The sequence below is a fragment of the Isoptericola sp. b408 genome (genome assembly GCF_030588085.1).
Lineage (GTDB): Bacteria > Actinomycetota > Actinomycetes > Actinomycetales > Cellulomonadaceae > Isoptericola > Isoptericola sediminis.
Window position 1 is genome coordinate 938,191 of the sequence record NZ_JAUQYQ010000001.1, and the last position, 21,646, is coordinate 959,836.

Here is a 21,646-nt window from a genome sequence, read left to right on the forward strand (position 1 = left end):
GTCGGTAGCGACTCGGACTGTCTGAGAAAAGGAAGCAGGACAGCAATGGAAGCCAAGGCGCAGGCGCGGTTCGTCCGTGTCACGCCCATGAAGGCCCGGCGCGTCGTCGACCTCATCCGTGGCAAGCAGGCCGCTGAGGCCGTCGCGGTGCTGAAGTTCGCGCCGCAGGCGGCGAGCGAGCCCGTCCGCAAGGTGGTCGAGTCCGCTGTGGCCAACGCACGGGTGAAGGCCGACCGCGCGAACGAGCGCTTCGACGAGGCCGACTACGTGGTCTCGATGGCGTACGTGGACGAGGGCCCGACCCTCAAGCGGTTCCGCCCCCGTGCGCAGGGGCGTGCCAGCCGCATCCTCAAGCGCACCAGCCACATCACCGTGGTCGTCGCACCGCGCGAGCAGAAGGAAGGGGCCCGATAGTGGGGCAGAAGATTCACCCGCACGGGTACCGCCTCGGCATCACCACCGACCACCGGTCGCGCTGGTTCGCCGACAGCACCAAGCCTGGTCAGCGGTACCGCGACTACGTCCGCGAGGACGTCGAGATCCGCAAGCTCATGAGCACCGGTCTCGAGCGGGCCGGTATCGCCAAGGTCGAGATCGAGCGCACGCGGGACCGCGTCCGTGTGGACATCCACACGGCGCGTCCGGGCATCGTCATCGGCCGTCGCGGCGCCGAGGCCGACCGCATCCGCGGCGAGCTCGAGAAGCTCACGGGCAAGCAGGTCCAGCTCAACATCCTCGAGGTCAAGAACGCCGAGATCGACGCGCAGCTCGTCGCGCAGGGCATCGCCGAGCAGCTGGCGAGCCGCGTCTCCTTCCGTCGCGCCATGCGCAAGGGCATCCAGTCCGCGCAGCGTGCCGGCGCGAAGGGCATCCGGGTCCAGGTCTCGGGCCGTCTCGGCGGCGCCGAGATGAGCCGGTCGGAGTTCTACCGCGAGGGGCGCGTGCCGCTGCACACCCTGCGCGCGAACATCGACTACGGCTTCTTCGAGGCCCGCACCACCTTCGGTCGCATCGGCGTGAAGGTCTGGATCTACAAGGGCGACCTCACCGAGAAGGAGTTCGCCGCACAGCAGGCGGCCGCCGCGCCCCGCCAGGGCCGTGGCCGTGGTGGCGAGCGTCGTGGTGGTCGTCGCAACGACCGCAACGAGCGTCCGTCGCAGCCGAAGCAGCAGAACGCTGCCGAGGCGTCCGACGCGCCGGCCCCGGCCGACCAGGCCGCGGCCCCCGAGTCCGGAACGGAGGCCTGAGTCATGCTGATCCCGCGCAGGCTCAAGCACCGCAAGCAGCACCACCCGAAGCGCTCCGGCGTGGCCAAGGGTGGCACCACGATCTCCTTCGGCGACTACGGCATCCAGGCTCTCGAGCCCGCCTACGTCACGAACCGCCAGATCGAGGCTGCTCGTATCGCGATGACCCGCCACATCAAGCGAGGCGGCAAGGTCTGGATCAACGTCTTCCCGGACCGCCCGCTGACCAAGAAGCCGGCTGAGACCCGCATGGGTTCCGGCAAGGGCTCGCCCGAGTGGTGGGTCGCCAACGTCAAGCCCGGCCGCATCGTCTTCGAGCTGGCCGGCGTCCCCGAGGACTTGGCACGCGAGGCCCTGCGCCGCGCGATGCACAAGCTTCCGATGAAGTGCCGTTTCGTGGTGCGCGAAGGTGGTGCGAACTGATGGCTATCGGTACCCAGGGCCTGGCCCCCGCCGACCTCGACGGCTTCGACGACGAGACCCTCGTCGCGAAGCTCAAGGAGCAGAAGGAAGAGCTCTTCAACCTTCGCTTCCAGGCCGCCACCGGCCAGCTCGAGTCGCACGGCCGCCTCAAGGCGGTCAAGCGCGACATCTCGCGGATCTACACGGTCCTGCGGGAGCGCGAGCTCGGCATCCGTACGGCCCCGAGCGTGAGTGAGTGAGGCACTGATGAGCGAGAACACCGAGACGGTGACCACCGAGGAGCGGTCCAGCCGCAAGGTGCGCCGCGGCTACGTCGTCAGCGACAAGATGGAGAAGACCATCGTCGTCGAGGTCGAGGACCGCAAGAAGCACCCGCTCTACGGCAAGGTCATGCGCCGCACGAACAAGGTGAAGGTGCACGACGAGGAGAACACCGCGGGCCGCGGCGACCTCGTCGTCATCATGGAGACCCGCCCGCTGTCCGCGACCAAGCGGTGGCGCCTGGTGGAGATCCTCGAGAAGGCCAAGTAAGCACAGACCTTCCTCGGTGGGGGCCGCGGTGTGACACACGTATGCGCCGGGTCCCCACCACAGCAACTATCCGTTCGGCCAGGCTCGTCCGGGACCTCCCGGGCAGAGAACCAGCTCGACGACAGGAGATCAATCGATGATCCAGCAGGAGTCGCGACTGCGAGTCGCCGACAACACGGGTGCGAAGGAGATTCTCACCATCCGTGTTCTCGGAGGCTCCGGCCGTCGCTACGCCGGTATCGGCGACACCATCGTCGCCACCGTCAAGGACGCGATCCCGGGCGGCAACGTGAAGAAGGGCGACGTCGTCAAGGCCGTCATCGTCCGGACCGCCAAGGAGCGCCGTCGTCCCGACGGTTCCTACATCAAGTTCGACGAGAACGCCGCTGTCATCCTCAAGGGCGACAGCGACCCCCGTGGAACCCGCATCTTCGGCCCGGTCGGGCGTGAGCTGCGTGACAAGAAGTTCATGAAGATCATCTCGCTGGCTCCGGAGGTGCTCTGACCATGGCGAAGATCAAGAAGGGCGACCAGGTGATCGTCACCGCAGGTCGCGACAAGGGCAAGACGGGCCGCGTGCTCGAGGTGCTCAAGGACTCCGACCGCATCGTGGTCGAGGGCATCCAGCGCGTGACCAAGCACGTGAAGGCCGGCCAGTCGGCTCGCGGCACCCGCACGGGTGGCCTCGAGACCGTCGAGGCACCGATCCACGTGTCGAACGTGATGCTGGTCGACCCCGAGACGAAGAAGCCGACCCGTGTGGGCTTCCGTCTCGAGGAGGTGGAGCAGGACGGCCGTACCCGCACGGTGCGCGTCCGCTACGCCAAGCGCTCCGGGAAGGACATCTGATGACCGAGACGACTCTCGAGGCCCCGGCCCTGCCGCGCCTCAAGCAGAAGTACCGCGAGGAGATCCTCTCCGCCCTCAAGGACGAGTTCGACCACCAGAACGTCCAGCAGGTCGCCGGCCTCACGAAGGTCGTCGTCAACATGGGTGTCGGGGACGCCGCGCGCGACTCCAAGCTCATCGAGGGCGCCATCCGCGACCTGACGGCGATCACCGGCCAGAAGCCGGCGATCAACCGTGCCAAGAAGTCCATCGCGCAGTTCAAGCTGCGTGAGGGCATGCCGATCGGCGCGCACGTCACCCTCCGCGGTGACCGCATGTGGGAGTTCCTCGACCGCCTGCTCTCGATCGCGCTGCCGCGCATCCGCGACTTCCGCGGTCTGAGCCCGAAGCAGTTCGACGGCCACGGCAACTACACGTTCGGTCTCACGGAGCAGTCGATGTTCCACGAGATCAACCAGGACAAGATCGACCGTGTCCGGGGCATGGACATCACGATCGTGACGACGGCGACGACCGACGACGAGGGCCGCTCCCTGCTGCGCCGTCTCGGTTTCCCCTTCAAGGAGAACTGATATGGCGAAGAAGGCCCTGATCAACAAGGCGAACGCCAAGCCGAAGTTCGCCGTGCGTGCCTACACCCGGTGCCAGCGGTGCGGGCGTCCGCACTCGGTCTACCGCAAGTTCGGCCTGTGCCGGATCTGCCTGCGGGAGATGGCCCACCGCGGCGAGCTCCCCGGCGTCACCAAGAGCAGCTGGTAAAACAACTACGCCGTAGGTCCGTGCGGCGCCCACCGCGGCGCCGCACGGATACCCCGGCGAGGAAGGGCTAGAGCCCGATGACTATGACCGACCCGATCGCAGACATGCTGACGCGTCTGCGGAACGCGAACTCGGCGCACCACGACACGGTCACCATGCCGTTCTCGAAGCTGAAGTCGCGCATCGCGGAGATCCTGCAGGCCGAGGGTTACATCAGCGGCTGGACCGTCGAGGACGCCCGGGTGGGCAAGGACCTCACCCTGACCCTCAAGTACGGCCCGAGCCGTGAGCGCGCGCTCACCGGCGTGCGCCGTGTGTCCAAGCCCGGCCTGCGCGTCTACGCGAAGTCCACCAACCTCCCGAAGGTCCTCGGTGGCCTCGGCGTGGCCATCCTGTCCACCTCCTCCGGCCTCCTGACCGACCGTCAGGCGCAGGACAAGGGTGTGGGCGGCGAAGTCCTCGCCTACGTCTGGTAATCCGGAAAGGAGAGACGCCCATGTCTCGAATCGGCAAGCTCCCCGTTCCGGTCCCGTCCGGCGTGGAGATCACCATCAGCGGTGCGCTCGTGACCGTCAAGGGCCCGAAGGGCACCCTGGAGCACACGGTCGCCGCACCGATCACCGTCGAGCAGACCGAGGACGGCCTCAAGGTCTCGCGTCCCGACGAGGAGCGCGAGTCGCGCTCGCTGCACGGCCTGACCCGCACCCTGCTGTCGAACATGGTCACCGGTGTGACCAACGGCTACGAGCGCAAGCTCGAGATCGTCGGCACCGGTTACCGCGTCGTGGCCAAGGGGCAGGACCTCGAGTTCGCGCTCGGGTTCTCGCACCCCGTCAAGGTCACGCCGCCGGAGGGCATCACCTTCGCGGTGGAGAGCCCCACGAAGTTCTCGGTCTCCGGCATCGACAAGCAGCAGGTCGGCGAGGTCGCCGCGAACATCCGCAAGATCCGCCGCCCCGAGCCCTACAAGGGCAAGGGTGTGCGGTACGCCGACGAGGTCGTCCGTCGCAAGGTCGGAAAGGCTGGTAAGTGATGGCTCTCAAGGTTCTCGGCAAGGGCAAGAGCGTCGCTCGTCAGCGTCGTCACCTTCGCCTGCGCAAGAAGATCAAGGGCACCGCGGAGCGTCCCCGCCTCGTCGTGACCCGTTCGTCGCGTCACATGGTGGCGCAGGTCGTGGACGACACGGTCGGCAAGACCGTGGCCTCCGCCTCGACGCTCGAGGCCGACCTGCGTGCGATGGACGCCGACAAGACCGCCAAGGCCCGCAAGGTCGGCGAGCTCGTCGCCGAGCGTGCGAAGTCTGCCGGTGTCGACGCCGTGGTCTTCGACCGTGGCGGCAACAAGTACCACGGTCGGGTGGCTGCGGTCGCCGACGGCGCGCGCGAAGGCGGTCTGGCGCTGTGATGACCACGTTCGCACGGAAGATGAGGATCCTCTGATGGCTGCAGGGCAGCGCAACACCGGCGCCCCCCAGGGCGCCAACGAGTCCAAGAACGACGGTCGCCGCTCCAACCGGCGCGACGACCGCCGCAGCAACAACCGCGGTGACGACCGGAACGCCTTCGTCGAGCGCGTGGTGACGATCAACCGCGTCGCCAAGGTCGTCAAGGGCGGCCGCCGCTTCAGCTTCACCGCGCTGGTCGTGGTGGGCGACGGCGACGGCACCGTCGGTGTCGGCTACGGCAAGGCGAAGGAGGTGCCCTCGGCGATCGCCAAGGGTGTCGAGGAGGCGAAGAAGAACTTCTTCCGCGTCCCGCGCATCCAGGGCACCATCCCGCACCAGGTCCAGGGCGAGGAGGCGGCCGGTGTCGTCTTCCTGCGTCCGGCCTCCCCGGGTACCGGTGTGATCGCCGGTGGTCCGGTGCGTGCCGTGCTGGAGTGCGCCGGCATCCACGACGTGCTGAGCAAGTCGCTCGGTTCGTCGAACGCCATCAACATCGTGCGCGCCACCGTCGCGGCCCTGAAGGGTCTCGAGGAGCCGGCGGCCGTGGCGGCTCGCCGCGGTCTGCCGCTCGAGGACGTCGCACCGGCTCCGCTGCTCCGCGCCCAGGCCGCCGGCCGGGCCGAGCAGGCGGAGAAGAAGTCCGACGAGAAGGTGGGTGCGTGATGGCCCGTCTCAAGGTCACCCAGGTCAAGTCCGCCATCGGCGGCAAGCAGAACCAGCGTGACACGCTGCGGTCCCTCGGCCTCAAGCGGATCGGCGACATCGCCGTGAAGGAGGACCGTCCGGAGATCCGTGGCATGGTCACCACGGTGGCGCATCTCGTCACCGTCGAGGAGGTCGACTGATCATGGCCGACAGCACCAAGGACAACGGCGCGCAGTCGAAGCCGCTCAAGGTCCACCACCTGCGTCCGGCCCCCGGCGCCAAGACCGCCAAGACCCGTGTGGGTCGCGGTGAGGCGTCGAAGGGTAAGACGGCGGGTCGCGGTACCAAGGGGACGAAGGCTCGTTACCAGGTGCCCGCGGGCTTCGAGGGCGGGCAGATCCCGCTCCACATGCGGCTGCCGAAGCTGCGTGGCTTCAAGAACCCGTTCCGCGTCGAGTACCAGGTCGTCAACCTGGACAAGCTCGCCGCGCTGTACCCGGAGGGGGGCTCCGTCACGGTCGACGATCTCGTCGCCAAGGGCGCGGTCCGCTCCGGACAGCCGGTGAAGGTTCTCGGTACGGGCGAGATCACCGTCAAGCTGGACGTCGCGGTCGACGCGATCTCCGGCTCCGCCAAGGACAAGGTCCTGGCGGCCGGCGGCTCGGTCTCGGAGGACTGAGGTCCGTCGCAGGGCCGGTGGCGCAGTCGCGCCACCGGCCCTTGCGCGTTCCTCGGGGTGGGGGTGACGATCACCTCGAGGAGCGACGTCCCGGGAGTCGGATTGTCCTGGTCTGCTACCTTCGACCGGGATCAGTGGTCCAGATCACTCACCGGGACACGTAGAATCCGTCACGGTCCGTTTCTGCACGCCCCGCGTGCCGAGGTGTCGGAGCATCCCGGCCGGACCACGACCGAGTCGGCGTCTCGACGTCGCGGGGCCGTCCCGCGGGCGTCGCGCGCCACACCTCGTCGGGCGACCGGCGACACGACATCCCGCCCCGGCGGGTCAGGAGGATAGGTGCTCAGCGCATTCGGCCGGGCTTTCCGGACACCGGACCTGCGGCGCAAGCTGCTGTTCACGATCGCGATCATGGCGCTGTTCCGCGTGGGGTCGTTCGTCCCGACGCCGGGCGTCGACTACGGCAACGTCCAGCAGTGCGTGGCCTCCCTCGAGGACAGCACCTCGCTGCTCGGTCTCGTCAACACGTTCAGTGGTGGCGCACTCCTGCAGCTGTCGGTGTTCGCGCTGGGGATCATGCCCTACATCACCGCCAGCATCATCACGCAGCTCCTGCGCGTGGTCATCCCGCGGTTCGAGGCACTCCACAAGGAGGGGCAGTCGGGTCAGGCGAAGCTGACGCAGTACACCCGCTACCTGACGATCGCCCTGGCCATCCTGCAGTCGACCACCATCGTCACCACGGCCCGCACCGGGCTGCTGTTCCCGGGCTGCAACCTCGACGTCGTGGTCGACGACCGGTTCGTCACCGCCGCCCTCATGGTGATCACCATGACGGCCGGCACCGGTCTCGTGATGTGGCTCGGCGAGCTCATCACCGAGAAGGGCATCGGCAACGGCATGTCCCTGCTGATCTTCACCTCGATCGTGGCGAGCTTCCCGACGGCCCTCTGGTCGATCGCCGGCGGTGCCAACGGCGCGCTGAACTTCATCATCATGATCGCCGTGATCGTGCTGGTCATCGGCATGGTCGTGTTCGTCGAGCAGTCCCAGCGCCGCATCCCGGTGCAGTACGCCAAGCGGATGGTCGGGCGCCGGATGTACGGCGGCACGAGCACCTACATCCCGATCAAGATCAACATGGCGGGCGTCATCCCGGTCATCTTCGCGGCGTCGATCCTCGCGATCCCCGCACTGATCGCCCAGTTCGGCGACCAGACGGCGGACTGGGTCGTGTGGGTCTCGAACAACCTGGCGCAGCAGGACCAGCCGCTCTACGTCGCGCTGTACATCGCGATGATCATCTTCTTCGCCTTCTTCTACACGTCGATCACGTTCAACCCGGACGAGGTCGCGGACAACATGAAGAAGTACGGGGGCTTCATCCCCGGCATCCGTGCCGGGCGCCCCACGGCCGAGTACCTCGACTACGTGATCACCCGCATCACGTCGGCCGGCTCGCTGTATCTCGCCATCGTCGCCCTCATCCCGACGTTGGTGCTGGTGTTCCTCGGCGTGACCACGAACATCCCGTTCGGCGGGACGTCGATCCTCATCATCGTCGGTGTTGGGCTGGAGTTCGTGAAGCAGGTGAACTCCCAGCTCCAGCAGCGCCACTACGAAGGGTTCCTCCGTTGACCGAGACGACCACCCCGACCACCCGTCGCGAGCTGCACGGCTCCCAGCGTCCCGAGGCACGGGTGACCCGCCTGGTGATCATGGGACCGCAGGGCGCGGGCAAGGGCACCCAGGCCGCTCGGCTCGCCGAGGTCTTCGGGATCCCCGCCATCTCGACCGGTGACATCTTCCGGGCGAACATCAAGGGCGGCACGGAGCTCGGCCGGCTCGCCCAGGAGTACTCCTCGAAGGGCGAGCTCGTCCCGGACGAGGTCACGGACTCGATGGTCCGCGACCGGCTCGGGGAGGAGGACGTCAAGGGCGGGTTCCTGCTCGACGGCTACCCCCGCAACGCGCACCAGGTGGAGGCTCTCGACGCGATCCTCGGCGAGCTCGACTGGGAGCTGGACGGGGTCATCGAGCTGACGGCCGAGCGCGAGGAGCTGCTCCAGCGCATCTCGAAGCGCGCCGAGGTCGAGGGTCGCGAGGACGACACGCCGGAGGCGATCGCCCGCCGGCTGGACATCTACGAGGCCGAGACCGCCCCGCTGACCGCTGCCTACGCCGAGCGCGGCCTGCTGGTGCAGGTGGACGGCATCGGTGAGATCTCGGAGGTCACCGACCGGATCGTCACCTCGCTCGAGCAGCAGTTCGGCTGACGGGCAGCGAGCAGGCTGAACGAGGTGTTCCGTTCCCGTCCCCGGATCGAGCTGAAGTCGCGCGACGACATCCTCAGGATGCGTCGCGCCGGCCTGGTCGTCGCCGACACGCTGGCGCAGGTGCGCGCCGCCGCCCGCCCCGGGGCGTCGACGGCTGACCTCGACCGTGTGGCCGCCGACGCGATCGCGGCGGCCGGGGCGTCGCCGTCGTTCCTCGGGTACCACGGCTTCCCCGCGACGATCTGCACGTCGGTGAACGACGAGGTCGTCCACGGGATCCCTGGCCCGCGCGTGCTGGCGGTCGGGGACCTGGTGTCCGTCGACTGCGGCGCGATCGTCGACGGCTGGCACGGTGACTCCGCCATCTCCTTCCAGGTCGGCCCGGACGGGGCGCTCGGCCCCGACGAGGCCGGTGCGGTGGAGCTCGACGCCGACGACGCCGCGCTCGTGCGGGCGACGCGCAGCGCCATGTGGGCGGGTATCGCCGCCCTGGCCTCCGCACGGCGTGTGGGGGAGGTCGGCGACGCCGTCGAGATGGCCGCCGAGACGGCGGGCGACCTCGCGGGCACGTCCTACGGCATCGTCGAGGAGTACACGGGCCACGGGATCGGTACCGCGATGCACCAGCCGCCCGAGGTCCTCAACTTCCGGGCGACGGACCGCGGCCCCCGCGTGCGCCCCGGCCTGTGCCTGGCGGTCGAGCCGATGCTGACCCGGGGGTCGGAGGTCACCCGCGTGCTGGGTGACGACTGGACCGTCGTGACCGGCGACGGCTCGCGGGCCGCGCACTGGGAGCACACGGTCGCGGTGCTCGAGGACGGGATCGCCGTGCTCACGGCCCCGGACCTCGGCCGTGCCGGTCTGGCGCCGTTCGAGGTCGTCCCCGTCGACCTCGACGGCCCGGCCCCGGTGTGACGTACGCCAGGCTTGCCAGGTCGCATCGATGGGGTACGATATTTAGTCGGGTGTAGTCCGTTCGTGTGCCCCGTCCCCCGCTCGTCGAGAGCGACGGGGCGCGGCCCTGGCCAACGGAAGCACGCGATCCACGTCCTCGCGAGATCCGTCTCGTGCCCCGACCGCGGTCGGACGGGCGTGGCTGCAGTCCGTCGAAAGACACAGACGAGAGTTAGCGGAGGACATGGCAAAGAAGGACGGTGTCATCGAGATCGAGGGCAGCGTGATCGAGGCGCTGCCGAACGCGATGTTCCGCGTGGAGCTGAGCAACGGTCACAAGGTCCTCGCCCACATCTCGGGCAAGATGCGGCAGCACTACATCCGGATCCTCCCCGAGGACCGGGTCGTGGTGGAGCTCAGCCCGTACGACCTGTCCCGTGGCCGGATCGTCTACCGCTACAAGTAGTCGTCATCCCCCCACCCGATCGACATCGCCGCGCGAGCGTCCGGCCCTGGTGGCCCGGGCGTCCGGCGGCAGAGGAACACTGATGAAGGTCAAGCCGAGCGTCAAGAAGATCTGCGACCAGTGCAAGGTGATCCGCCGGCACGGTCGCGTCATGGTGATCTGCTCGAACCAGCGCCACAAGCAGCGCCAGGGCTGATCACGCCCGTCGCCGCGCCGTCCTCGGACGCCGTGGCTCAGCGCACCATCACGGAGCCGCTCATCGAGCGGCCGAACCTCCGGTCCAGGGGCCGGGGCCCGCGGTCCTCGCGGGAGGGTGGTGCGGCAGACCTCTGGACGAAGGACAGGAGTCGCCAGGAATGGCACGTCTGATCGGCGTCGACCTCCCGCGCGAGAAGCGGGTCGTCGTCGCACTCACTTACATCTACGGCGTCGGGCGCACCCGCGCCGAGCAGACCGTCGCGGCCGCCGGGATCTCCCCGGACACGCGCGTGAAGGACCTCGGCGACGCCGAGCTCGTCGCGCTGCGCGACCACCTCGAGGGCAGCTACCAGCTCGAGGGTGACCTCCGCCGCGAGGTCGCGGCCGACATCCGCCGCAAGGTGGAGATCGGTACCTACCAGGGTCTGCGTCACCGTCGCGGACTGCCGGTGCGTGGTCAGCGCACCAAGACCAACGCGCGTACCCGCAAGGGCAAGAAGCGCACCGTCGCGGGCAAGAAGAAGTCCCGCTGACGTCAGCAGTCCGTGGAGCGGGTCAGCACCGCTGACCCTCGCCCCGGTCCGACGACCTCAGACCAGGAGTATCAACGCATATGCCTCCCAAGTCCCGCTCGACCGCCGCGCGCAAGCCGCGTCGCAAGGACAAGAAGAACGTCCCGCACGGCCAGGCGCACATCAAGAGCACCTTCAACAACACGATCGTGTCGATCACCGACCCGTCGGGCGCCGTGATCTCGTGGGCCTCCGCCGGCCACGTCGGCTTCAAGGGCTCCCGCAAGTCCACGCCGTACGCCGCCCAGCTGGCCGCCGAGTCCGCTGCGCGCCGTGCCCAGGACCACGGCGTCAAGAAGGTCGACGTCTTCGTCAAGGGCCCGGGCTCCGGTCGTGAGACCGCGATCCGCTCGCTGCAGGCGACCGGTATCGAGGTCGGCTCGATCCAGGACGTCACGCCCCAGGCGCACAACGGCTGCCGTCCCCCGAAGCGCCGCCGCGTCTGACCCCTCGAACCGACCGGGCCTCGTGCCCGGTCGGTTCCAGCCCTGCCCGGGCGGGTGGACCGAGTCCCGTCCGGACCGCGTAGACCGCGGATCCGTGATGCGTCATATGGCGGACGCACACTGAAAGGACCATCACAGTGCTCATCGCACAGCGCCCCTCGCTGACCGAAGAGGTCATCTCGGAGTACCGTTCGCGCTTCTCCATCGAGCCGCTCGAGCCCGGCTTCGGCTACACGCTCGGCAACTCGCTGCGTCGCACGCTGCTGTCGTCCATCCCGGGCGCGGCGGTCACCTCCATCCGCATCGACGGTGTGCTCCACGAGTTCACCACCGTGCCGGGTGTCAAGGAGGACGTCACCGAGATCATCCTCAACATCAAGAACCTCGTCGTCTCGTCCGAGAACGACGAGCCGGTCGTGATGTACCTGCGCAAGCAGGGCGCCGGTGCGGCGACCGCGGCGGACATCGTCCCGCCCGCGGGCGTCGAGGTGCACAACCCCGACCTGCACATCGCCACGCTCAACGACGAGGGCCGGCTCGAGATCGAGCTGACCGTCGAGCGGGGTCGTGGCTACGTGTCCGCCGCGCAGAACAAGACCCTGGACGCCGAGATCGGTCGGATCCCCGTGGACTCGATCTACTCGCCCGTCCTCAAGGTCACGTACAAGGTCGAGGCGACCCGTGTCGAGCAGCGCACGGACTTCGACAAGCTGATCGTCGACGTCGAGACGAAGAACGCGATCGCCCCGCGCGACGCGCTCGCCTCGGCCGGCAAGACGCTCGTCGAGCTGTTCGGCCTGGCCCGCGAGCTGAACGTCGAGGCCGAGGGCATCGAGATCGGCCCGTCGCCCACGGACTCCGCGCTGGCCGCGGACCTGGCGCTGCCGATCGAGGAGCTCAACCTCACGATCCGTTCGTACAACTGCCTCAAGCGCGAGGGCATCCACCAGGTCGGTGAGCTCGTGGCGCGCAGCGAGGCGGACCTGCTCGACATCCGCAACTTCGGTGCCAAGTCGATCAACGAGGTCAAGGAGAAGCTCGCGGAGCTGGGCCTTGCTCTCAAGGACTCGCCGCTCGACTTCGACCCCTCGGCGCAGTACTTCGCCGGCGGGGACGACGAGACCTCGTACACCGACGAGCAGCCGTACTGACGCACCGCGCCCGCAGCGGCACCGCTCGACATGACGGGGCCGCGCGGCGTGGAACGACACCCAAGGAGAACCAGTTATGCCTACCCCCACCAAGGGTCCGCGGCTCGGCGGGAGCCCGGCGCACGAGCGGCTGATGCTCGCGAACCTGGCGACCGCCCTCTTCGAGCACGGCCGCATCACGACCACCGAGACGAAGGCCAAGCGCCTGCGCCCGGTCGCCGAGCGTCTGATCACCTTCGCCAAGCGCGGTGACCTGCACGCCCGTCGCCGCGTCCAGCGGGTCGTGCGCGACAAGTCCGTCGTGCACACGCTGTTCACCGAGATCGCTCCGGCCATGGCCGAGCGCAACGGTGGCTACACGCGCATCACGAAGGTCGGCAACCGCAAGGGCGACAACGCCCCGATGGCGGTCATCGAGCTCATCACCGAGCCCGTGAGCCCGAAGCAGGCCGTCGTCAAGGAGGCCACGAAGGCCGCCGAGAAGTCGGCCGCCTCGAAGAAGGCCGACGACAAGCCTGCCGACACCACGGAGGAGACGAAGGCCGCCGAGGCGACCGAGTCCACCGAGGCGACGACCGAGGAGAAGAAGGAGGACTGACGTCCTCCGGCTTCCCGGCCGGCTGCACGCACGAGGGCCCCGCACCGATGGTGCGGGGCCCTCGTCGTGCTCACGGTGCCACCCGTCGACAGCGACGCCCGCCGCGTGCGCCCGGCGGCGCCTGGTTACGGTGGGGACATGCTCCCGGTGGTCCTCCTGCACGGCTCGCGCACGTCGCGCACGATGTGGCGCCGGCAGCTGGCGACGCTCGCCGCGGCCGGTATCCCCGCCGTCGCGCCGGACCTGCCGGGCCACGGCGCGCGGCGGGGGACACGGTTCACCCTGGACGGTGCGATCGCCACCGTGCGCGACGCCGTCGACGACGTCGGCGGTCGGGCCCTCGTGGTGGGCCTGTCCCTCGGCGGGTACGTCGGGATCGAGCACCGTGCCCGGCACCCCGAGCAGGTCGCCGGACTCGTCGCGGCGTCGTGCTCGACGGACCCCGCCTCTCCGTTGCGCGCCGGGTGGCTCGTGCTGGCCCGCCGGATCGAACGGTGGGGGGACAGCGGCGCGCACCTGAACGACACCTTCGTGCGCGCCCTGGTCGACCCGGAGTCCGCCGTCGACCTCGCGGCGGGAGGCTTCGCGCTCGACGTCATGGGGGACGTGCTCGAGGAGGTCGGCCGCATCGACGTCCGGGAGGCGCTGCGGCGGGCCGACAGCCCCGTCCTCCTCGTCAACGGGCAGTGGGACCACTTCCGCGGTCAGGAGCGCTCGCTGCTCGCCGCGGCGCGGTCGACCGGGGCGGACGCCCGGCTGGTGGTCGTGCCGCGTGCGAAGCACCTGGTGAGCCTGGACGCCCCGGTGGCCTTCTCCCGGGTGCTGCTCGAGGCGCACGCCGCGGCGCGCTCAGCCCTCGGCGAGGTCCCAGGCCCGGACACCGCCGACGAGGGCGGCCGTGTTCGGGACCACGACGACGTCGTCGCCCAGCCGCGCGAGCGCCGCCGGGCCCAGGCACCGTGAGTTGCCGCCGCCGAGGTACAGGCGGTCCCACCAGAACACGGGGCGCAGCCCCTCGACGACGGTGACCACCCGGCGCGACCACAGGCCGTTGCCGAGCCGTCGTCGCTCCGGCTCACCCACGTACTGGTCGTACGTGGTGCCCCGGCGCAGGGGCGCGCGGGACCACTCCAGGTGCGGCGCCAGCCGGCCGCCGTCGAAGAGGGCGGACCCGAGGCCGGTGCCGAGGGTGAGCACGAGCTCCACGCCGCTGCCGGCCACCACGCCGGCGCCGTGCAGCTCGGCGTCGTTGAGGACCAGCGTGGGCACGTCGAGGCGGGCGTGCAGGGCGGCCCGCAGGTCGACGTTGCGCCACCGGTCCACGAGGTCGGGGTCCACCCGGGACCGGGGTCCGGACCGGGTCACGTAGTGCGGGGTGTGCACCACCACGCCGTGACGGATCATCCCCGGCAGGCCCACGGTGGCCCGCTCGGCCCGGGGGAGGGCGGCCGCGATGTCCGCGACGGTGTCGACCAGCAGGTCGGGCGGCAGCGGGTAGGGCGTCGGCACGCGCACGGGGTCGGCGTGCGCGGTGCCGGCGTCGTCGAGCACGGTGGCCTTGATGCCGCCGCCGCCGCAGTCCACGGCGAGAGTCATGAGGTCGGGCACGGGACCATCATCCGGGCACAATGGCCGGGTGAGCATCACGAACGCGCCGGAGGTCGAGGTCGGGACCGTGCGGGTCCGCCTCGACCTCGCCTACGCCGGCACGCACTTCGCCGGCTGGGCCACCCAGCCCGGCCTGCGGACCGTCCAGGGCGTCCTGGAGGAGGCGCTCGCGACGATCCTGCGCACGGGCCCGCTGGAGCTGCCGTGGCCGCGCCTCACCGTCGCCGGCCGGACGGACGCGGGCGTGCACGCCCGCGGTCAGGTGGCGCACGTGGACGTGCCGCGCGACCGGTGGGACGCCATGCCGGGACGGTCGGACCGGGACCCGGGGCGGGCGCTGGTCGACCGCCTCGCCGGGGTCCTGCCGGCCGACGTCGTCGTGCGGGAGGCCGAGGTCGCCCCGCCCGGCTTCGACGCCCGCTTCTCCGCCCTGTCACGGACCTACCGCTACCGCATCGCCGACGAGCACGTGCTGCGCGATCCCCTGCGGCGCGAGTCCGTGCTGTGGCACCGGCGACCGCTGGACGTGGCGGCCATGGACGAGGCGGCGCGGCCCCTGACCGGCCTGCACGACTTCGCGGCATTCTGCAAGCCGCGCGAGGGCGCGACCACGATCCGGGAGCTGACGCGGTTCGCCTGGTCCCGTCCCGAGGACGGCCCCGACGCCGGACTGGTCGTCGCCGAGGTCGTGGCGGACGCGTTCTGCCACTCGATGGTCCGGGCGCTGGTGGGCATGTCGCTCGCGGTGGGGGAGGGACGGCGGCCCGCGGCCGACGCCGCGTCCGTGCTCGCCGCCGGCGACCGGGCCGCCGCCGGTGCCGTCGCCCCGGCGCGCGGGCTGACCCTGGAGCACGTCGCCTACCCGGTCACCGCCGAGCTCGGCCTGCGCGCGCGACGGATCCGGGCCCGTCGTCGACCGGACGAGGTCGGGCCGCGCTGAGCGACCTTTTCACCCCCGCCTTCACCCGACGGACGCGACCTCCGTGGTCCCGCGCTGCGTAGGCTGGAAGCGGACTCGACGCCGCGACCGAGGAGACTCCGTCCGGCCAGAGCTCCGGGGATGGTCGACTGGGGGAGCCCGTCCTCCGGGGGCATCGCGACCCCGGCTGCGCGCACCGGCGTGCCGGGGTCGCGCTGTTCCCTCACGGCGTCGTGCGGCGTGGCTCGCGGTCCGGGCCTACGGCTCCTCGACCCAGTGCACGGCGGCCTCCTCGGCGCTCGCACCCGCCCCGTCGACGCCGGCGTCGGTGCCGTACAGGTCGTTGGACCGGTAGCCGTCCTGGCTGGGGTCGGCGTCGTCGTCGGCCACGAGCCGCCCGGCCCGCGTGGTGTCGGGGTGGGTCAGCGGGTCGCGCTCCCAGTCGTCGGGCTGCTCCTCCGCCAGCCGCTGGTCCAGCGGCTCACCCGTGATCTCCTCCCAGGCCGTCTCGCCCCAGTGGTTCGCCCGCGGTCGTTCCGGCGGGGAGTACCCCTCGTCGAGGATGTTCTCGGTGCCCCGGTCGAGCAGGGTGTCCTCCGCCGACAGCTGGTCGTTGTCGCCCTCGGCCAGGGTCTCCGGGTCAGGTCTGGTGCCCGTCGTGTCCTCGCTCATGCCTTCTACCGTGCACCCCCGCACCGAAGTCTGCAGCCCGGACCGGACGTGACCGAGGTCGCTTTGCCCTCGCTGGAACGCACCGCTAAACTGAACAGTCGTTGTGCTATGCCCCAGCGTCCGCGTGGTCGGCGATCCCACCGCCAGACCGCGCACGGCCAGGACGCCTCCGGGGCACCCGCGCACAACAGCTGTCTTCATCGGGCGGCGCTTCTCGCCCGACGACACCGAACATGAAAAGGTGACGCAACCGTGCGTACTTACACCCCGAAGCCCGGCGACATCCAGCGTGACTGGTACGTCGTCGACGCCTCTGACGTCGTGCTGGGCCGTCTGGCCAGCCAGGTCGCCACGCTCCTGCGCGGGAAGCACAAGCCGACCTTCGCCCCGCACGTGGACGGCGGCGACTTCGTCGTCGTCATCAACGCGGACAAGGTGGCGCTCTCCGGCAACAAGCACGAGAAGAAGCGGGCCTACCGCCACTCCGGCTACCCGGGTGGCCTGAGCTCCATCTCGTACGGCGAGCTGCTCGAGAAGGACCCCGAGCGGGCCGTCGAGAAGGCCGTGCGCGGCATGCTGCCGAAGACCAAGCTCGCCCGCGAGCAGCTCAAGAAGCTGAAGGTCTACCGCGGCGCGGAGCACCCGCACGCGGCGCAGCAGCCGAAGCCGTTCGAGATCACCCAGCTGTCGCAGCAGGCCTGAGCCGCTGCCCGTTGAGCGAAGGAATACCTGTGGCTGACACCACCGTCGACACCGAGCTGGACGAGAACACGCCCAGCAACTACACCACCGAGACCGAGGCCCCCGTGGCCAACAGCGGTCAGTCCATCACCGCCCCGGGCCAGGCCCTCGGCCGCCGCAAGGAGGCCGTCGCGCGCGTCCGCCTCGTGCCGGGTTCCGGTGAGTGGAAGATCAACGGTCGCACCCTCGAGCAGTACTTCCCGAACAAGGTGCACCAGCAGCTCGTCAACGACCCGCTGAAGCTGGTCGAGGTCGAGGGCCGCTTCGACGTCATCGCCCGCATCGGCGGCGGTGGCCCCTCGGGCCAGGCCGGTGCGCTGCGTCTCGCGATCGCCCGCGCCCTGAACGAGATCGACCGCGAGGCCAACCGTGCCGCCCTCAAGAAGGCCGGCTTCCTCACCCGCGACGACCGCGCGGTGGAGAGCAAGAAGGCTGGTCTCAAGAAGGCCCGCAAGGCCCCGCAGTACTCGAAGCGCTGATCGCCGACGCTTCACCCGTACGGCCCCGTCGGTCCGCCCGACGGGGCCGTTCGCGTGCCCGGCGACCCCTCGTCACCGGGACCGGCGCGGCGGACCCCGCCACGCCGACTAGGATCGACCGGGTGTCCAAGGAGGACTGATGGGACGACTTTTCGGCACGGACGGTGTCCGTGGCCTGGCCAACCGTGACGTGACCGTCGAGCTCGCGCTCGACCTGGGCAGCGCGGCCGCCGACGTGCTCGGCCGGCGCACCGACACCGTCGGGCACCGCCCCAAGGCGGTCGTCGGGCGGGACCCGCGCGCCTCGGGCGAGTTCCTGTCGGCCGCGGTCTCGGCCGGGCTCGCCGGGTCGGGCGTCGACGTCGTCGACCTCGGCGTGGTCCCGACCCCCGCGCTCGCCTACCTCGTCAGCGCCATGCAGGCCGACCTCGGCGTCATGGTCTCCGCCTCCCACAACCCGATGCCGGACAACGGCATCAAGTTCTTCGCCCGCGGGGGACGGAAGCTGGACGACGGCGTCGAGGACGAGATCGAGGCGCTCCTGGGCACCAGCCGGGTGCGGCCCACCGGAGCCGACGTCGGCCGGATGCGGACCGACGCCGGCCTGGCGACCCGCGAGTACGTCGACCACGTGACGGCCAGCATCGGCACGACGCCCGACCACCGGCCGCTGGACGGCCTGCGCATCGCCGTGGACGCCGCCAACGGCGCCGCCAGCCAGGTCGGCCCCGAGGCCCTGCGCGAGGCAGGGGCCGACGTCGTGGTCATCAACGCCAGCCCCGACGGCCGCAACATCAACGAGAAGGCCGGCTCGACGCACCCCGAGCAGCTGCAGGCCGTGGTCGTGGCCGCCGAGGCCGACTTCGGCGTGGCCTTCGACGGCGACGCCGACCGCTGCCTGGCCGTCGACCACGGCGGTGTGCTCGTCGACGGGGACCAGATCCTCGGCATCCTGGCCAAGTCGCTGCGCGAGGACGGGCATCTGCCGCACGACACCCTCGTGGTCACCGTGATGAGCAACCTCGGCCTGCTGCTGGCCATGCGTGACGCCGGGATCACCACGCGCCAGACCGCCGTCGGCGACCGCTACGTGCTGGAGGACATGCGCGCGGGCGGTTTCGGCCTCGGTGGTGAGCAGTCGGGGCACATCATCCTGGCCGAGCACGCCACGACCGGTGACGGCGTGCTCACCGCCCTGCACCTGGCCGCACGCGTCAAGGCCTCCGGCAAGCGCCTGGCCGACCTCGCGGGCGAGATCCCGCGATTGCCGCAGACGCTGATCAACGTCAAGGACGTCGACAAGACCCGCGCGAGCACCGACGAGCGCGTGGTCGAGGCCGTGGCGGCCTCCGAGGCGGTCCTCGGCGAGACGGGCCGTGTCCTGCTGCGCCCCTCGGGCACCGAGCCGGTCGTCCGGGTCATGGTCGAGGCCGCCAGCCAGGCGCAGGCGGACGGCGTCGCGGAACGGCTCGCCGCCGTGGTGCGGGAGCAGCTCGCCCTGTGACCGGCTGGCCGGGCCCCGTCGTGCCGGAGCTCGCCGCGGCCGTCGCCGACCTGCTCGACGTGGCCGACCGGCAGCCCGAGCAGCCCGGCGTGCTGCCGGTCGTCCAGGCCGGGGACCCGGTGCTGCGCCGCACGGCGGCGCCCTACACCGGTCAGCTCGGCGACGTCCTGCCGCGGCTGCTGGAGGCGATGCGCCGCACCATGCACGCCGCACCGGGCGTCGGCCTCGCCGCCCCGCAGATCGGCATCGGGCTGGCGATCGCGGTCTGCGAGGACGCCGGGGTCCCCGACGACCCGCGCGACCGGGGGCCGCTGCCGTACCGCGTGCTGGTGAACCCGCGCTACGAGCCCGTGGGCGAGGACGCCCCGGCGCCGGACGCCGCGTTCTACGAGGGATGCCTGTCCGTGGACGGCTGGCAGGCGGTCGTGGCGCGGCCCCGGCACGTCCGGCTGACGTGCCGCGACGAGCACGGCGCACCCGTGCAGGAGGTCCTGTCCGGGTGGCCGGCGCGCATCGTGCAGCACGAGACCGACCACCTCGCCGGCCGGCTCTACCTCGACCGGGCCGAGACGCGGTCGCTGGCCACGACCGAGAACCTGCTGCGGCACTTCGGCGCGGACCCGGACCCCGGTCGCGCCGCGCGGGCGCTCGGGTTCGAGCTGCCCGACCGGTGAGGGGGCCCGCCCTGCGGGGCTGCTCGTCGAGGTCGCGGGACGGGTCCGTGAATCCCCTGTGAACGTTCGTGGCGCGAGCGCTCCCGAGGGCGTCGGGGGACGGCCCCGGCCCGCCGGGCCCCCTACGCTGGTTCCCGGGCACCGGACGGTGCCACGGGACACCGGGACCGCCCGGCCGACGAACCGAGGGATCGCGTGCCAGGACTGACGACGCTGCTGGGGCAGATCGAGGGATGGATCCTCGAGATCGCCGCGTCGGTGTGGATCTACCCGGCCATGTTCGCGTCGGCCTTCATCGACGGTTTCTTCCCCCCGGTGCCCAGCGAGTCGGTCCTCGTCACCCTCGTGATCTCCGCCCAGGCCACCGGCCTGCCCTGGCTGTGGCTGATCATCCCCATCGCCGGCATCGGCGCCTGGTGCGGCGACAACCTCGCCTACGTCCTCGGCCGACGGGTCGGCACCGACCGGATCGGCATGCTGCGTTCCCGCCGCGGACGGAAGGCCGTCTCGTGGGCGCGCCGGGCGCTGGCCCGTCGGGGCGCGGTGTTCATCATCGCCGCCCGCTACATCCCCGTGGGCCGCGTCGCGGTCAACATGACGGCCGGCGCCGTCGGCTACCCGCAGCGCCGGTTCATGATCTTCTCCGGCATCGCCGCGGTGCTCTGGTCGGCCTACTCGACCCTCATCGGCGTCGCCGCGGCGGGCGTGCTCGGGCACGACCCGCTGCTGGCCATGGCGGTCGGGGTCGTCGGCGGCGGGCTGCTCGGCCTCCTCGTCGACCGGGTCGTCCAGCTCTTCACCCCGCGCGAAGAGGTGCTGGAGGAGATGCGCGAGCAGGCGCCGCTGCCGCAGGAGGTCGGCGTCGGCGCCGACGACTCAGAGCTTGCGTAGCCGGACCCGCTGGACCGAGTGGTCCGCACCCTTGCTCATGACGAGCGTGGCGCGGCTGCGGGTCGGCAGGACGTTCTGCTCGAGGTTGACGGCGTTGATCGTCTCCCAGATGTGCAGCGCCCGCTGCGTCGCCTCGGCGTCCGACAGCTCGGCGTAGCGGCGGAAGTAGGACTCGGGTCGGCTGAACGCCGTGCGGCGCAGCTTGAGGAAGCGGTCCACGTACCACTGGCGGATCGTGCGGGTGCGGGCGTCGACGTAGATCGAGAAGTCGAAGAAGTCGCTGACCGCGACGGTCGACTCGTCGATCGAGGAGTACCGTGCCGGCTGCAGCACGTTGAGGCCCTCGACGATGAGCACGTCGGGGCGGCGCACGACGGTCCGCTCGCCCGGCACGATGTCGTAGGTCACGTGGGAGTACACCGGGGCGCGGACCTCGGCCTGCCCCGCCTTGATCCGGGACAGGAACCGGATGAGCGCACGGCGGTCGTAGGACTCGGGGAACCCCTTGCGCGTCATGAGACCGCGCCGCTCCAGCTCGGCGTTCGGGTAGAGGAACCCGTCGGTGGTGATCAGCTCGACGTGCGGCGTCTCGGGCCAGCGCGCCATCATCTCGCGCAGCACGCGTGCCGTCGTCGACTTGCCCACCGCGACCGACCCCGCGACACCGATCACGTACGGGGTACGGGGCGGGTCCTCGCCGAGGAAGGTCGACGTCGCCCGGTGCAGCCCGCCGGTCGCCGTGACGTACAGGTTGAGCAGCCGGGACAGCGGCCGGTAGATGGCGTCGACCTCGGCCAGGTCGATCGGGTCGTCGAGGCCCCGCAACCGCTCGACGTCCTCGTCGGTGAGCGGCAGCGGCGTCTGCTCGGACAGCCGGCTCCACGCCGCCCGGTCGAAGTCGACGTACGGCGAGACGGGGGCGAACCGGGACAGGTGCTCGCTCAGCGGGTGCGGCGGAACCGGGGCGCCCGCCGGGCTGG

At 70.7% G+C, this 21,646-nt stretch carries 34 protein-coding genes; 31 read left to right on the forward strand and 3 right to left on the reverse strand.

From position 1 onward, the window contains the following. The first annotated feature begins 45 nt into the window (after positions 1-45). The 25 genes from rplV (at position 46) to Q6347_RS04490 (ending at position 14,141) form a co-directional block, all read left to right on the forward strand. Positions 46-414, forward strand: a complete 369-nt coding sequence (gene rplV / locus Q6347_RS04370) for a 50S ribosomal protein L22 (RefSeq protein WP_171246406.1) — start codon at positions 46-48, stop codon at positions 412-414. After that, a complete protein-coding gene (gene rpsC / locus Q6347_RS04375; RefSeq protein WP_304602518.1) occupies positions 414-1,247 on the forward strand; it encodes a 30S ribosomal protein S3 in 834 nt (277 codons plus the stop codon). Before rplV ends, rpsC begins: the two co-directional genes overlap by 1 nt. A 3-nt stretch (positions 1,248-1,250) precedes the next feature. After that, positions 1,251-1,670 carry a 50S ribosomal protein L16 gene (gene rplP, locus Q6347_RS04380; protein WP_171246404.1) on the forward strand — a complete coding sequence of 140 codons (420 nt, stop codon included), beginning with the start codon at positions 1,251-1,253 and terminating at the stop codon, positions 1,668-1,670. After that, a complete protein-coding gene (gene rpmC, locus Q6347_RS04385; protein WP_246246410.1) occupies positions 1,670-1,909 on the forward strand; it encodes a 50S ribosomal protein L29 in 240 nt (79 codons plus the stop codon). The genes rplP and rpmC overlap by 1 nt, the downstream gene beginning before the upstream one ends. 7 nt (positions 1,910-1,916) lie before the next feature. Continuing rightward, entirely contained in the window at positions 1,917-2,201 is a 285-nt protein-coding gene (rpsQ, locus tag Q6347_RS04390) for a 30S ribosomal protein S17 (RefSeq protein ID WP_171246403.1), read from the forward strand. Between the two features lie 136 nt (positions 2,202-2,337). Next, positions 2,338-2,706: a 50S ribosomal protein L14 gene (rplN, locus tag Q6347_RS04395; RefSeq protein WP_171246402.1), complete on the forward strand. Its 369-nt coding sequence runs from the start codon at positions 2,338-2,340 to the stop codon at positions 2,704-2,706. A gap of 2 nt (positions 2,707-2,708) precedes the next feature. Then, a complete protein-coding gene (rplX, locus tag Q6347_RS04400; RefSeq protein ID WP_171246401.1) occupies positions 2,709-3,050 on the forward strand; it encodes a 50S ribosomal protein L24 in 342 nt (113 codons plus the stop codon). Beyond that, positions 3,050-3,622: a 50S ribosomal protein L5 gene (gene rplE / locus Q6347_RS04405; protein WP_171246400.1), complete on the forward strand. Its 573-nt coding sequence runs from the start codon at positions 3,050-3,052 to the stop codon at positions 3,620-3,622. The genes rplX and rplE overlap by 1 nt, the downstream gene beginning before the upstream one ends. Position 3,623: 1 nt before the next feature. Next, positions 3,624-3,809: a type Z 30S ribosomal protein S14 gene (locus tag Q6347_RS04410; protein WP_013837851.1), complete on the forward strand. Its 186-nt coding sequence runs from the start codon at positions 3,624-3,626 to the stop codon at positions 3,807-3,809. Positions 3,810-3,886: 77 nt separating this feature from the next. Continuing rightward, positions 3,887-4,285, forward strand: a complete 399-nt coding sequence (gene rpsH / locus Q6347_RS04415) for a 30S ribosomal protein S8 (protein ID WP_171246399.1) — start codon at positions 3,887-3,889, stop codon at positions 4,283-4,285. 20 nt (positions 4,286-4,305) lie between these two features. Next, positions 4,306-4,842 carry a 50S ribosomal protein L6 gene (gene rplF / locus Q6347_RS04420; RefSeq protein WP_171246398.1) on the forward strand — a complete coding sequence of 179 codons (537 nt, stop codon included), beginning with the start codon at positions 4,306-4,308 and terminating at the stop codon, positions 4,840-4,842. Further along, positions 4,842-5,213, forward strand: coding sequence for a 50S ribosomal protein L18 (gene rplR / locus Q6347_RS04425; RefSeq protein WP_171246397.1), 372 nt, complete (start codon positions 4,842-4,844; stop codon positions 5,211-5,213). The genes rplF and rplR overlap by 1 nt, the downstream gene beginning before the upstream one ends. Positions 5,214-5,247: 34 nt before the next feature. Further along, positions 5,248-5,916 carry a 30S ribosomal protein S5 gene (gene rpsE / locus Q6347_RS04430; RefSeq protein ID WP_171246396.1) on the forward strand — a complete coding sequence of 223 codons (669 nt, stop codon included), beginning with the start codon at positions 5,248-5,250 and terminating at the stop codon, positions 5,914-5,916. Further along, a complete protein-coding gene (rpmD, locus tag Q6347_RS04435) occupies positions 5,916-6,098 on the forward strand; it encodes a 50S ribosomal protein L30 (protein WP_171246446.1) in 183 nt (60 codons plus the stop codon). The genes rpsE and rpmD overlap by 1 nt, the downstream gene beginning before the upstream one ends. A 2-nt stretch (positions 6,099-6,100) precedes the next feature. After that, positions 6,101-6,577, forward strand: coding sequence for a 50S ribosomal protein L15 (gene rplO / locus Q6347_RS04440; protein ID WP_171246395.1), 477 nt, complete (start codon positions 6,101-6,103; stop codon positions 6,575-6,577). A 339-nt stretch (positions 6,578-6,916) separates the two neighbouring features. Then, the gene (gene secY, locus Q6347_RS04445; protein ID WP_171246394.1) at positions 6,917-8,215 is read left to right on the forward strand and encodes a preprotein translocase subunit SecY; all 1,299 of its coding nucleotides are present in this window, start codon (positions 6,917-6,919) and stop codon (positions 8,213-8,215) included. Positions 8,216-8,295: 80 nt separating this feature from the next. Further along, positions 8,296-8,853, forward strand: a complete 558-nt coding sequence (locus Q6347_RS04450; RefSeq protein ID WP_304603078.1) for an adenylate kinase — start codon at positions 8,296-8,298, stop codon at positions 8,851-8,853. Between the two features lie 24 nt (positions 8,854-8,877). Beyond that, complete coding sequence (gene map, locus Q6347_RS04455) at positions 8,878-9,768, forward strand: type I methionyl aminopeptidase (protein WP_304602517.1); 891 nt, start codon at positions 8,878-8,880, stop codon at positions 9,766-9,768. A gap of 223 nt (positions 9,769-9,991) precedes the next feature. Beyond that, a complete protein-coding gene (infA, locus tag Q6347_RS04460) occupies positions 9,992-10,213 on the forward strand; it encodes a translation initiation factor IF-1 (protein WP_020016137.1) in 222 nt (73 codons plus the stop codon). 82 nt (positions 10,214-10,295) lie between these two features. Beyond that, positions 10,296-10,409 (forward strand): 50S ribosomal protein L36, encoded by a 114-nt coding sequence (gene rpmJ / locus Q6347_RS04465; RefSeq protein WP_171246392.1) that lies wholly within the window; start codon positions 10,296-10,298, stop codon positions 10,407-10,409. A 160-nt stretch (positions 10,410-10,569) separates the two neighbouring features. After that, the gene (gene rpsM / locus Q6347_RS04470) at positions 10,570-10,944 is read left to right on the forward strand and encodes a 30S ribosomal protein S13 (RefSeq protein WP_304602516.1); all 375 of its coding nucleotides are present in this window, start codon (positions 10,570-10,572) and stop codon (positions 10,942-10,944) included. An 80-nt stretch (positions 10,945-11,024) separates the two neighbouring features. Then, the gene (gene rpsK / locus Q6347_RS04475; RefSeq protein ID WP_171246390.1) at positions 11,025-11,429 is read left to right on the forward strand and encodes a 30S ribosomal protein S11; all 405 of its coding nucleotides are present in this window, start codon (positions 11,025-11,027) and stop codon (positions 11,427-11,429) included. 137 nt (positions 11,430-11,566) lie between these two features. Then, positions 11,567-12,580: a DNA-directed RNA polymerase subunit alpha gene (locus tag Q6347_RS04480; protein WP_171246389.1), complete on the forward strand. Its 1,014-nt coding sequence runs from the start codon at positions 11,567-11,569 to the stop codon at positions 12,578-12,580. Between the two features lie 76 nt (positions 12,581-12,656). Then, complete coding sequence (rplQ, locus tag Q6347_RS04485; protein ID WP_171246388.1) at positions 12,657-13,178, forward strand: 50S ribosomal protein L17; 522 nt, start codon at positions 12,657-12,659, stop codon at positions 13,176-13,178. A gap of 138 nt (positions 13,179-13,316) precedes the next feature. Continuing rightward, positions 13,317-14,141, forward strand: coding sequence for an alpha/beta fold hydrolase (locus Q6347_RS04490; RefSeq protein ID WP_304606772.1), 825 nt, complete (start codon positions 13,317-13,319; stop codon positions 14,139-14,141). Here Q6347_RS04490 and Q6347_RS04495 read toward each other — a convergent pair. After that, positions 14,028-14,774: an ROK family protein gene (locus Q6347_RS04495; protein WP_246246427.1), complete on the reverse strand. Its 747-nt coding sequence runs from the start codon at positions 14,772-14,774 to the stop codon at positions 14,028-14,030. The two genes, Q6347_RS04490 and Q6347_RS04495, sit on opposite strands and share 114 nt — an antisense overlap. A gap of 40 nt (positions 14,775-14,814) precedes the next feature. Here Q6347_RS04495 and truA point away from each other — a divergent pair, with 40 nt between their 5' ends. Then, on the forward strand, positions 14,815-15,726 hold the full coding sequence (gene truA / locus Q6347_RS04500; protein ID WP_304602514.1) for a tRNA pseudouridine(38-40) synthase TruA: 912 nt from the start codon (positions 14,815-14,817) through the stop codon (positions 15,724-15,726). Positions 15,727-15,963: 237 nt separating this feature from the next. Here truA and Q6347_RS04505 read toward each other — a convergent pair whose 3' ends face one another. Then, positions 15,964-16,377 carry a DUF5709 domain-containing protein gene (locus tag Q6347_RS04505; RefSeq protein ID WP_304602513.1) on the reverse strand — a complete coding sequence of 138 codons (414 nt, stop codon included), beginning with the start codon at positions 16,375-16,377 and terminating at the stop codon, positions 15,964-15,966. A gap of 252 nt (positions 16,378-16,629) precedes the next feature. Here Q6347_RS04505 and rplM point away from each other — a divergent pair, with 252 nt between their 5' ends. From rplM to Q6347_RS04530, 5 genes are all read left to right on the forward strand, one after another. Beyond that, complete coding sequence (rplM, locus tag Q6347_RS04510) at positions 16,630-17,079, forward strand: 50S ribosomal protein L13 (protein WP_171246384.1); 450 nt, start codon at positions 16,630-16,632, stop codon at positions 17,077-17,079. Positions 17,080-17,108: 29 nt separating this feature from the next. Next, a complete protein-coding gene (rpsI, locus tag Q6347_RS04515; protein ID WP_171246383.1) occupies positions 17,109-17,597 on the forward strand; it encodes a 30S ribosomal protein S9 in 489 nt (162 codons plus the stop codon). 139 nt (positions 17,598-17,736) lie between these two features. Next, a complete protein-coding gene (glmM, locus tag Q6347_RS04520) occupies positions 17,737-19,101 on the forward strand; it encodes a phosphoglucosamine mutase (protein WP_304602512.1) in 1,365 nt (454 codons plus the stop codon). Then, positions 19,098-19,775 (forward strand): peptide deformylase, encoded by a 678-nt coding sequence (locus tag Q6347_RS04525; protein WP_369810803.1) that lies wholly within the window; start codon positions 19,098-19,100, stop codon positions 19,773-19,775. The genes glmM and Q6347_RS04525 overlap by 4 nt, the downstream gene beginning before the upstream one ends. 195 nt (positions 19,776-19,970) lie before the next feature. Beyond that, on the forward strand, positions 19,971-20,666 hold the full coding sequence (locus Q6347_RS04530; RefSeq protein ID WP_304606773.1) for a DedA family protein: 696 nt from the start codon (positions 19,971-19,973) through the stop codon (positions 20,664-20,666). Here Q6347_RS04530 and coaA read toward each other — a convergent pair. Next, positions 20,652-21,611 carry a type I pantothenate kinase gene (gene coaA / locus Q6347_RS04535; protein WP_304603075.1) on the reverse strand — a complete coding sequence of 320 codons (960 nt, stop codon included), beginning with the start codon at positions 21,609-21,611 and terminating at the stop codon, positions 20,652-20,654. The two genes, Q6347_RS04530 and coaA, sit on opposite strands and share 15 nt — an antisense overlap. Positions 21,612-21,646 lie beyond the last annotated feature (35 nt).

Excerpts from the sequence above, each read along its gene's own strand:
- rplO (WP_171246395.1), top strand. The coding sequence starts at position 6,101 with ATGGCCGACAGCACCAAGGACAACGGCGCGCAGTCGAAGCCGCTCAAG.
- glmM (WP_304602512.1), top strand. The coding sequence starts at position 17,737 with ATGGGACGACTTTTCGGCACGGACGGTGTCCGTGGCCTGGCCAACCGT.
- rpmC (WP_246246410.1), top strand. The coding sequence starts at position 1,670 with ATGGCTATCGGTACCCAGGGCCTGGCCCCCGCCGACCTCGACGGCTTC.
- rpsH (WP_171246399.1), top strand. The coding sequence starts at position 3,887 with ATGACTATGACCGACCCGATCGCAGACATGCTGACGCGTCTGCGGAAC.
- Q6347_RS04495 (WP_246246427.1), bottom strand. The coding sequence starts at position 14,774 with ATGACTCTCGCCGTGGACTGCGGCGGCGGCGGCATCAAGGCCACCGTG.
- rplQ (WP_171246388.1), top strand. The coding sequence starts at position 12,657 with ATGCCTACCCCCACCAAGGGTCCGCGGCTCGGCGGGAGCCCGGCGCAC.
- infA (WP_020016137.1), top strand. The coding sequence starts at position 9,992 with ATGGCAAAGAAGGACGGTGTCATCGAGATCGAGGGCAGCGTGATCGAG.
- rpsE (WP_171246396.1), top strand. The coding sequence starts at position 5,248 with ATGGCTGCAGGGCAGCGCAACACCGGCGCCCCCCAGGGCGCCAACGAG.
- Q6347_RS04410 (WP_013837851.1), top strand. The coding sequence starts at position 3,624 with ATGGCGAAGAAGGCCCTGATCAACAAGGCGAACGCCAAGCCGAAGTTC.
- Q6347_RS04450 (WP_304603078.1), top strand. The coding sequence starts at position 8,296 with ATGGGACCGCAGGGCGCGGGCAAGGGCACCCAGGCCGCTCGGCTCGCC.
- Q6347_RS04490 (WP_304606772.1), top strand. The coding sequence starts at position 13,317 with ATGCTCCCGGTGGTCCTCCTGCACGGCTCGCGCACGTCGCGCACGATG.
- rpmJ (WP_171246392.1), top strand. The coding sequence starts at position 10,296 with ATGAAGGTCAAGCCGAGCGTCAAGAAGATCTGCGACCAGTGCAAGGTG.
- rplV (WP_171246406.1), top strand. The coding sequence starts at position 46 with ATGGAAGCCAAGGCGCAGGCGCGGTTCGTCCGTGTCACGCCCATGAAG.
- rplF (WP_171246398.1), top strand. The coding sequence starts at position 4,306 with ATGTCTCGAATCGGCAAGCTCCCCGTTCCGGTCCCGTCCGGCGTGGAG.
- rplP (WP_171246404.1), top strand. The coding sequence starts at position 1,251 with ATGCTGATCCCGCGCAGGCTCAAGCACCGCAAGCAGCACCACCCGAAG.
- rplE (WP_171246400.1), top strand. The coding sequence starts at position 3,050 with ATGACCGAGACGACTCTCGAGGCCCCGGCCCTGCCGCGCCTCAAGCAG.
- rpsM (WP_304602516.1), top strand. The coding sequence starts at position 10,570 with ATGGCACGTCTGATCGGCGTCGACCTCCCGCGCGAGAAGCGGGTCGTC.
- Q6347_RS04505 (WP_304602513.1), bottom strand. The coding sequence starts at position 16,377 with ATGAGCGAGGACACGACGGGCACCAGACCTGACCCGGAGACCCTGGCC.
- rpsQ (WP_171246403.1), top strand. The coding sequence starts at position 1,917 with ATGAGCGAGAACACCGAGACGGTGACCACCGAGGAGCGGTCCAGCCGC.
- rplX (WP_171246401.1), top strand. The coding sequence starts at position 2,709 with ATGGCGAAGATCAAGAAGGGCGACCAGGTGATCGTCACCGCAGGTCGC.
- rplR (WP_171246397.1), top strand. The coding sequence starts at position 4,842 with ATGGCTCTCAAGGTTCTCGGCAAGGGCAAGAGCGTCGCTCGTCAGCGT.
- rpmD (WP_171246446.1), top strand. The coding sequence starts at position 5,916 with ATGGCCCGTCTCAAGGTCACCCAGGTCAAGTCCGCCATCGGCGGCAAG.
- rplN (WP_171246402.1), top strand. The coding sequence starts at position 2,338 with ATGATCCAGCAGGAGTCGCGACTGCGAGTCGCCGACAACACGGGTGCG.
- rpsK (WP_171246390.1), top strand. The coding sequence starts at position 11,025 with ATGCCTCCCAAGTCCCGCTCGACCGCCGCGCGCAAGCCGCGTCGCAAG.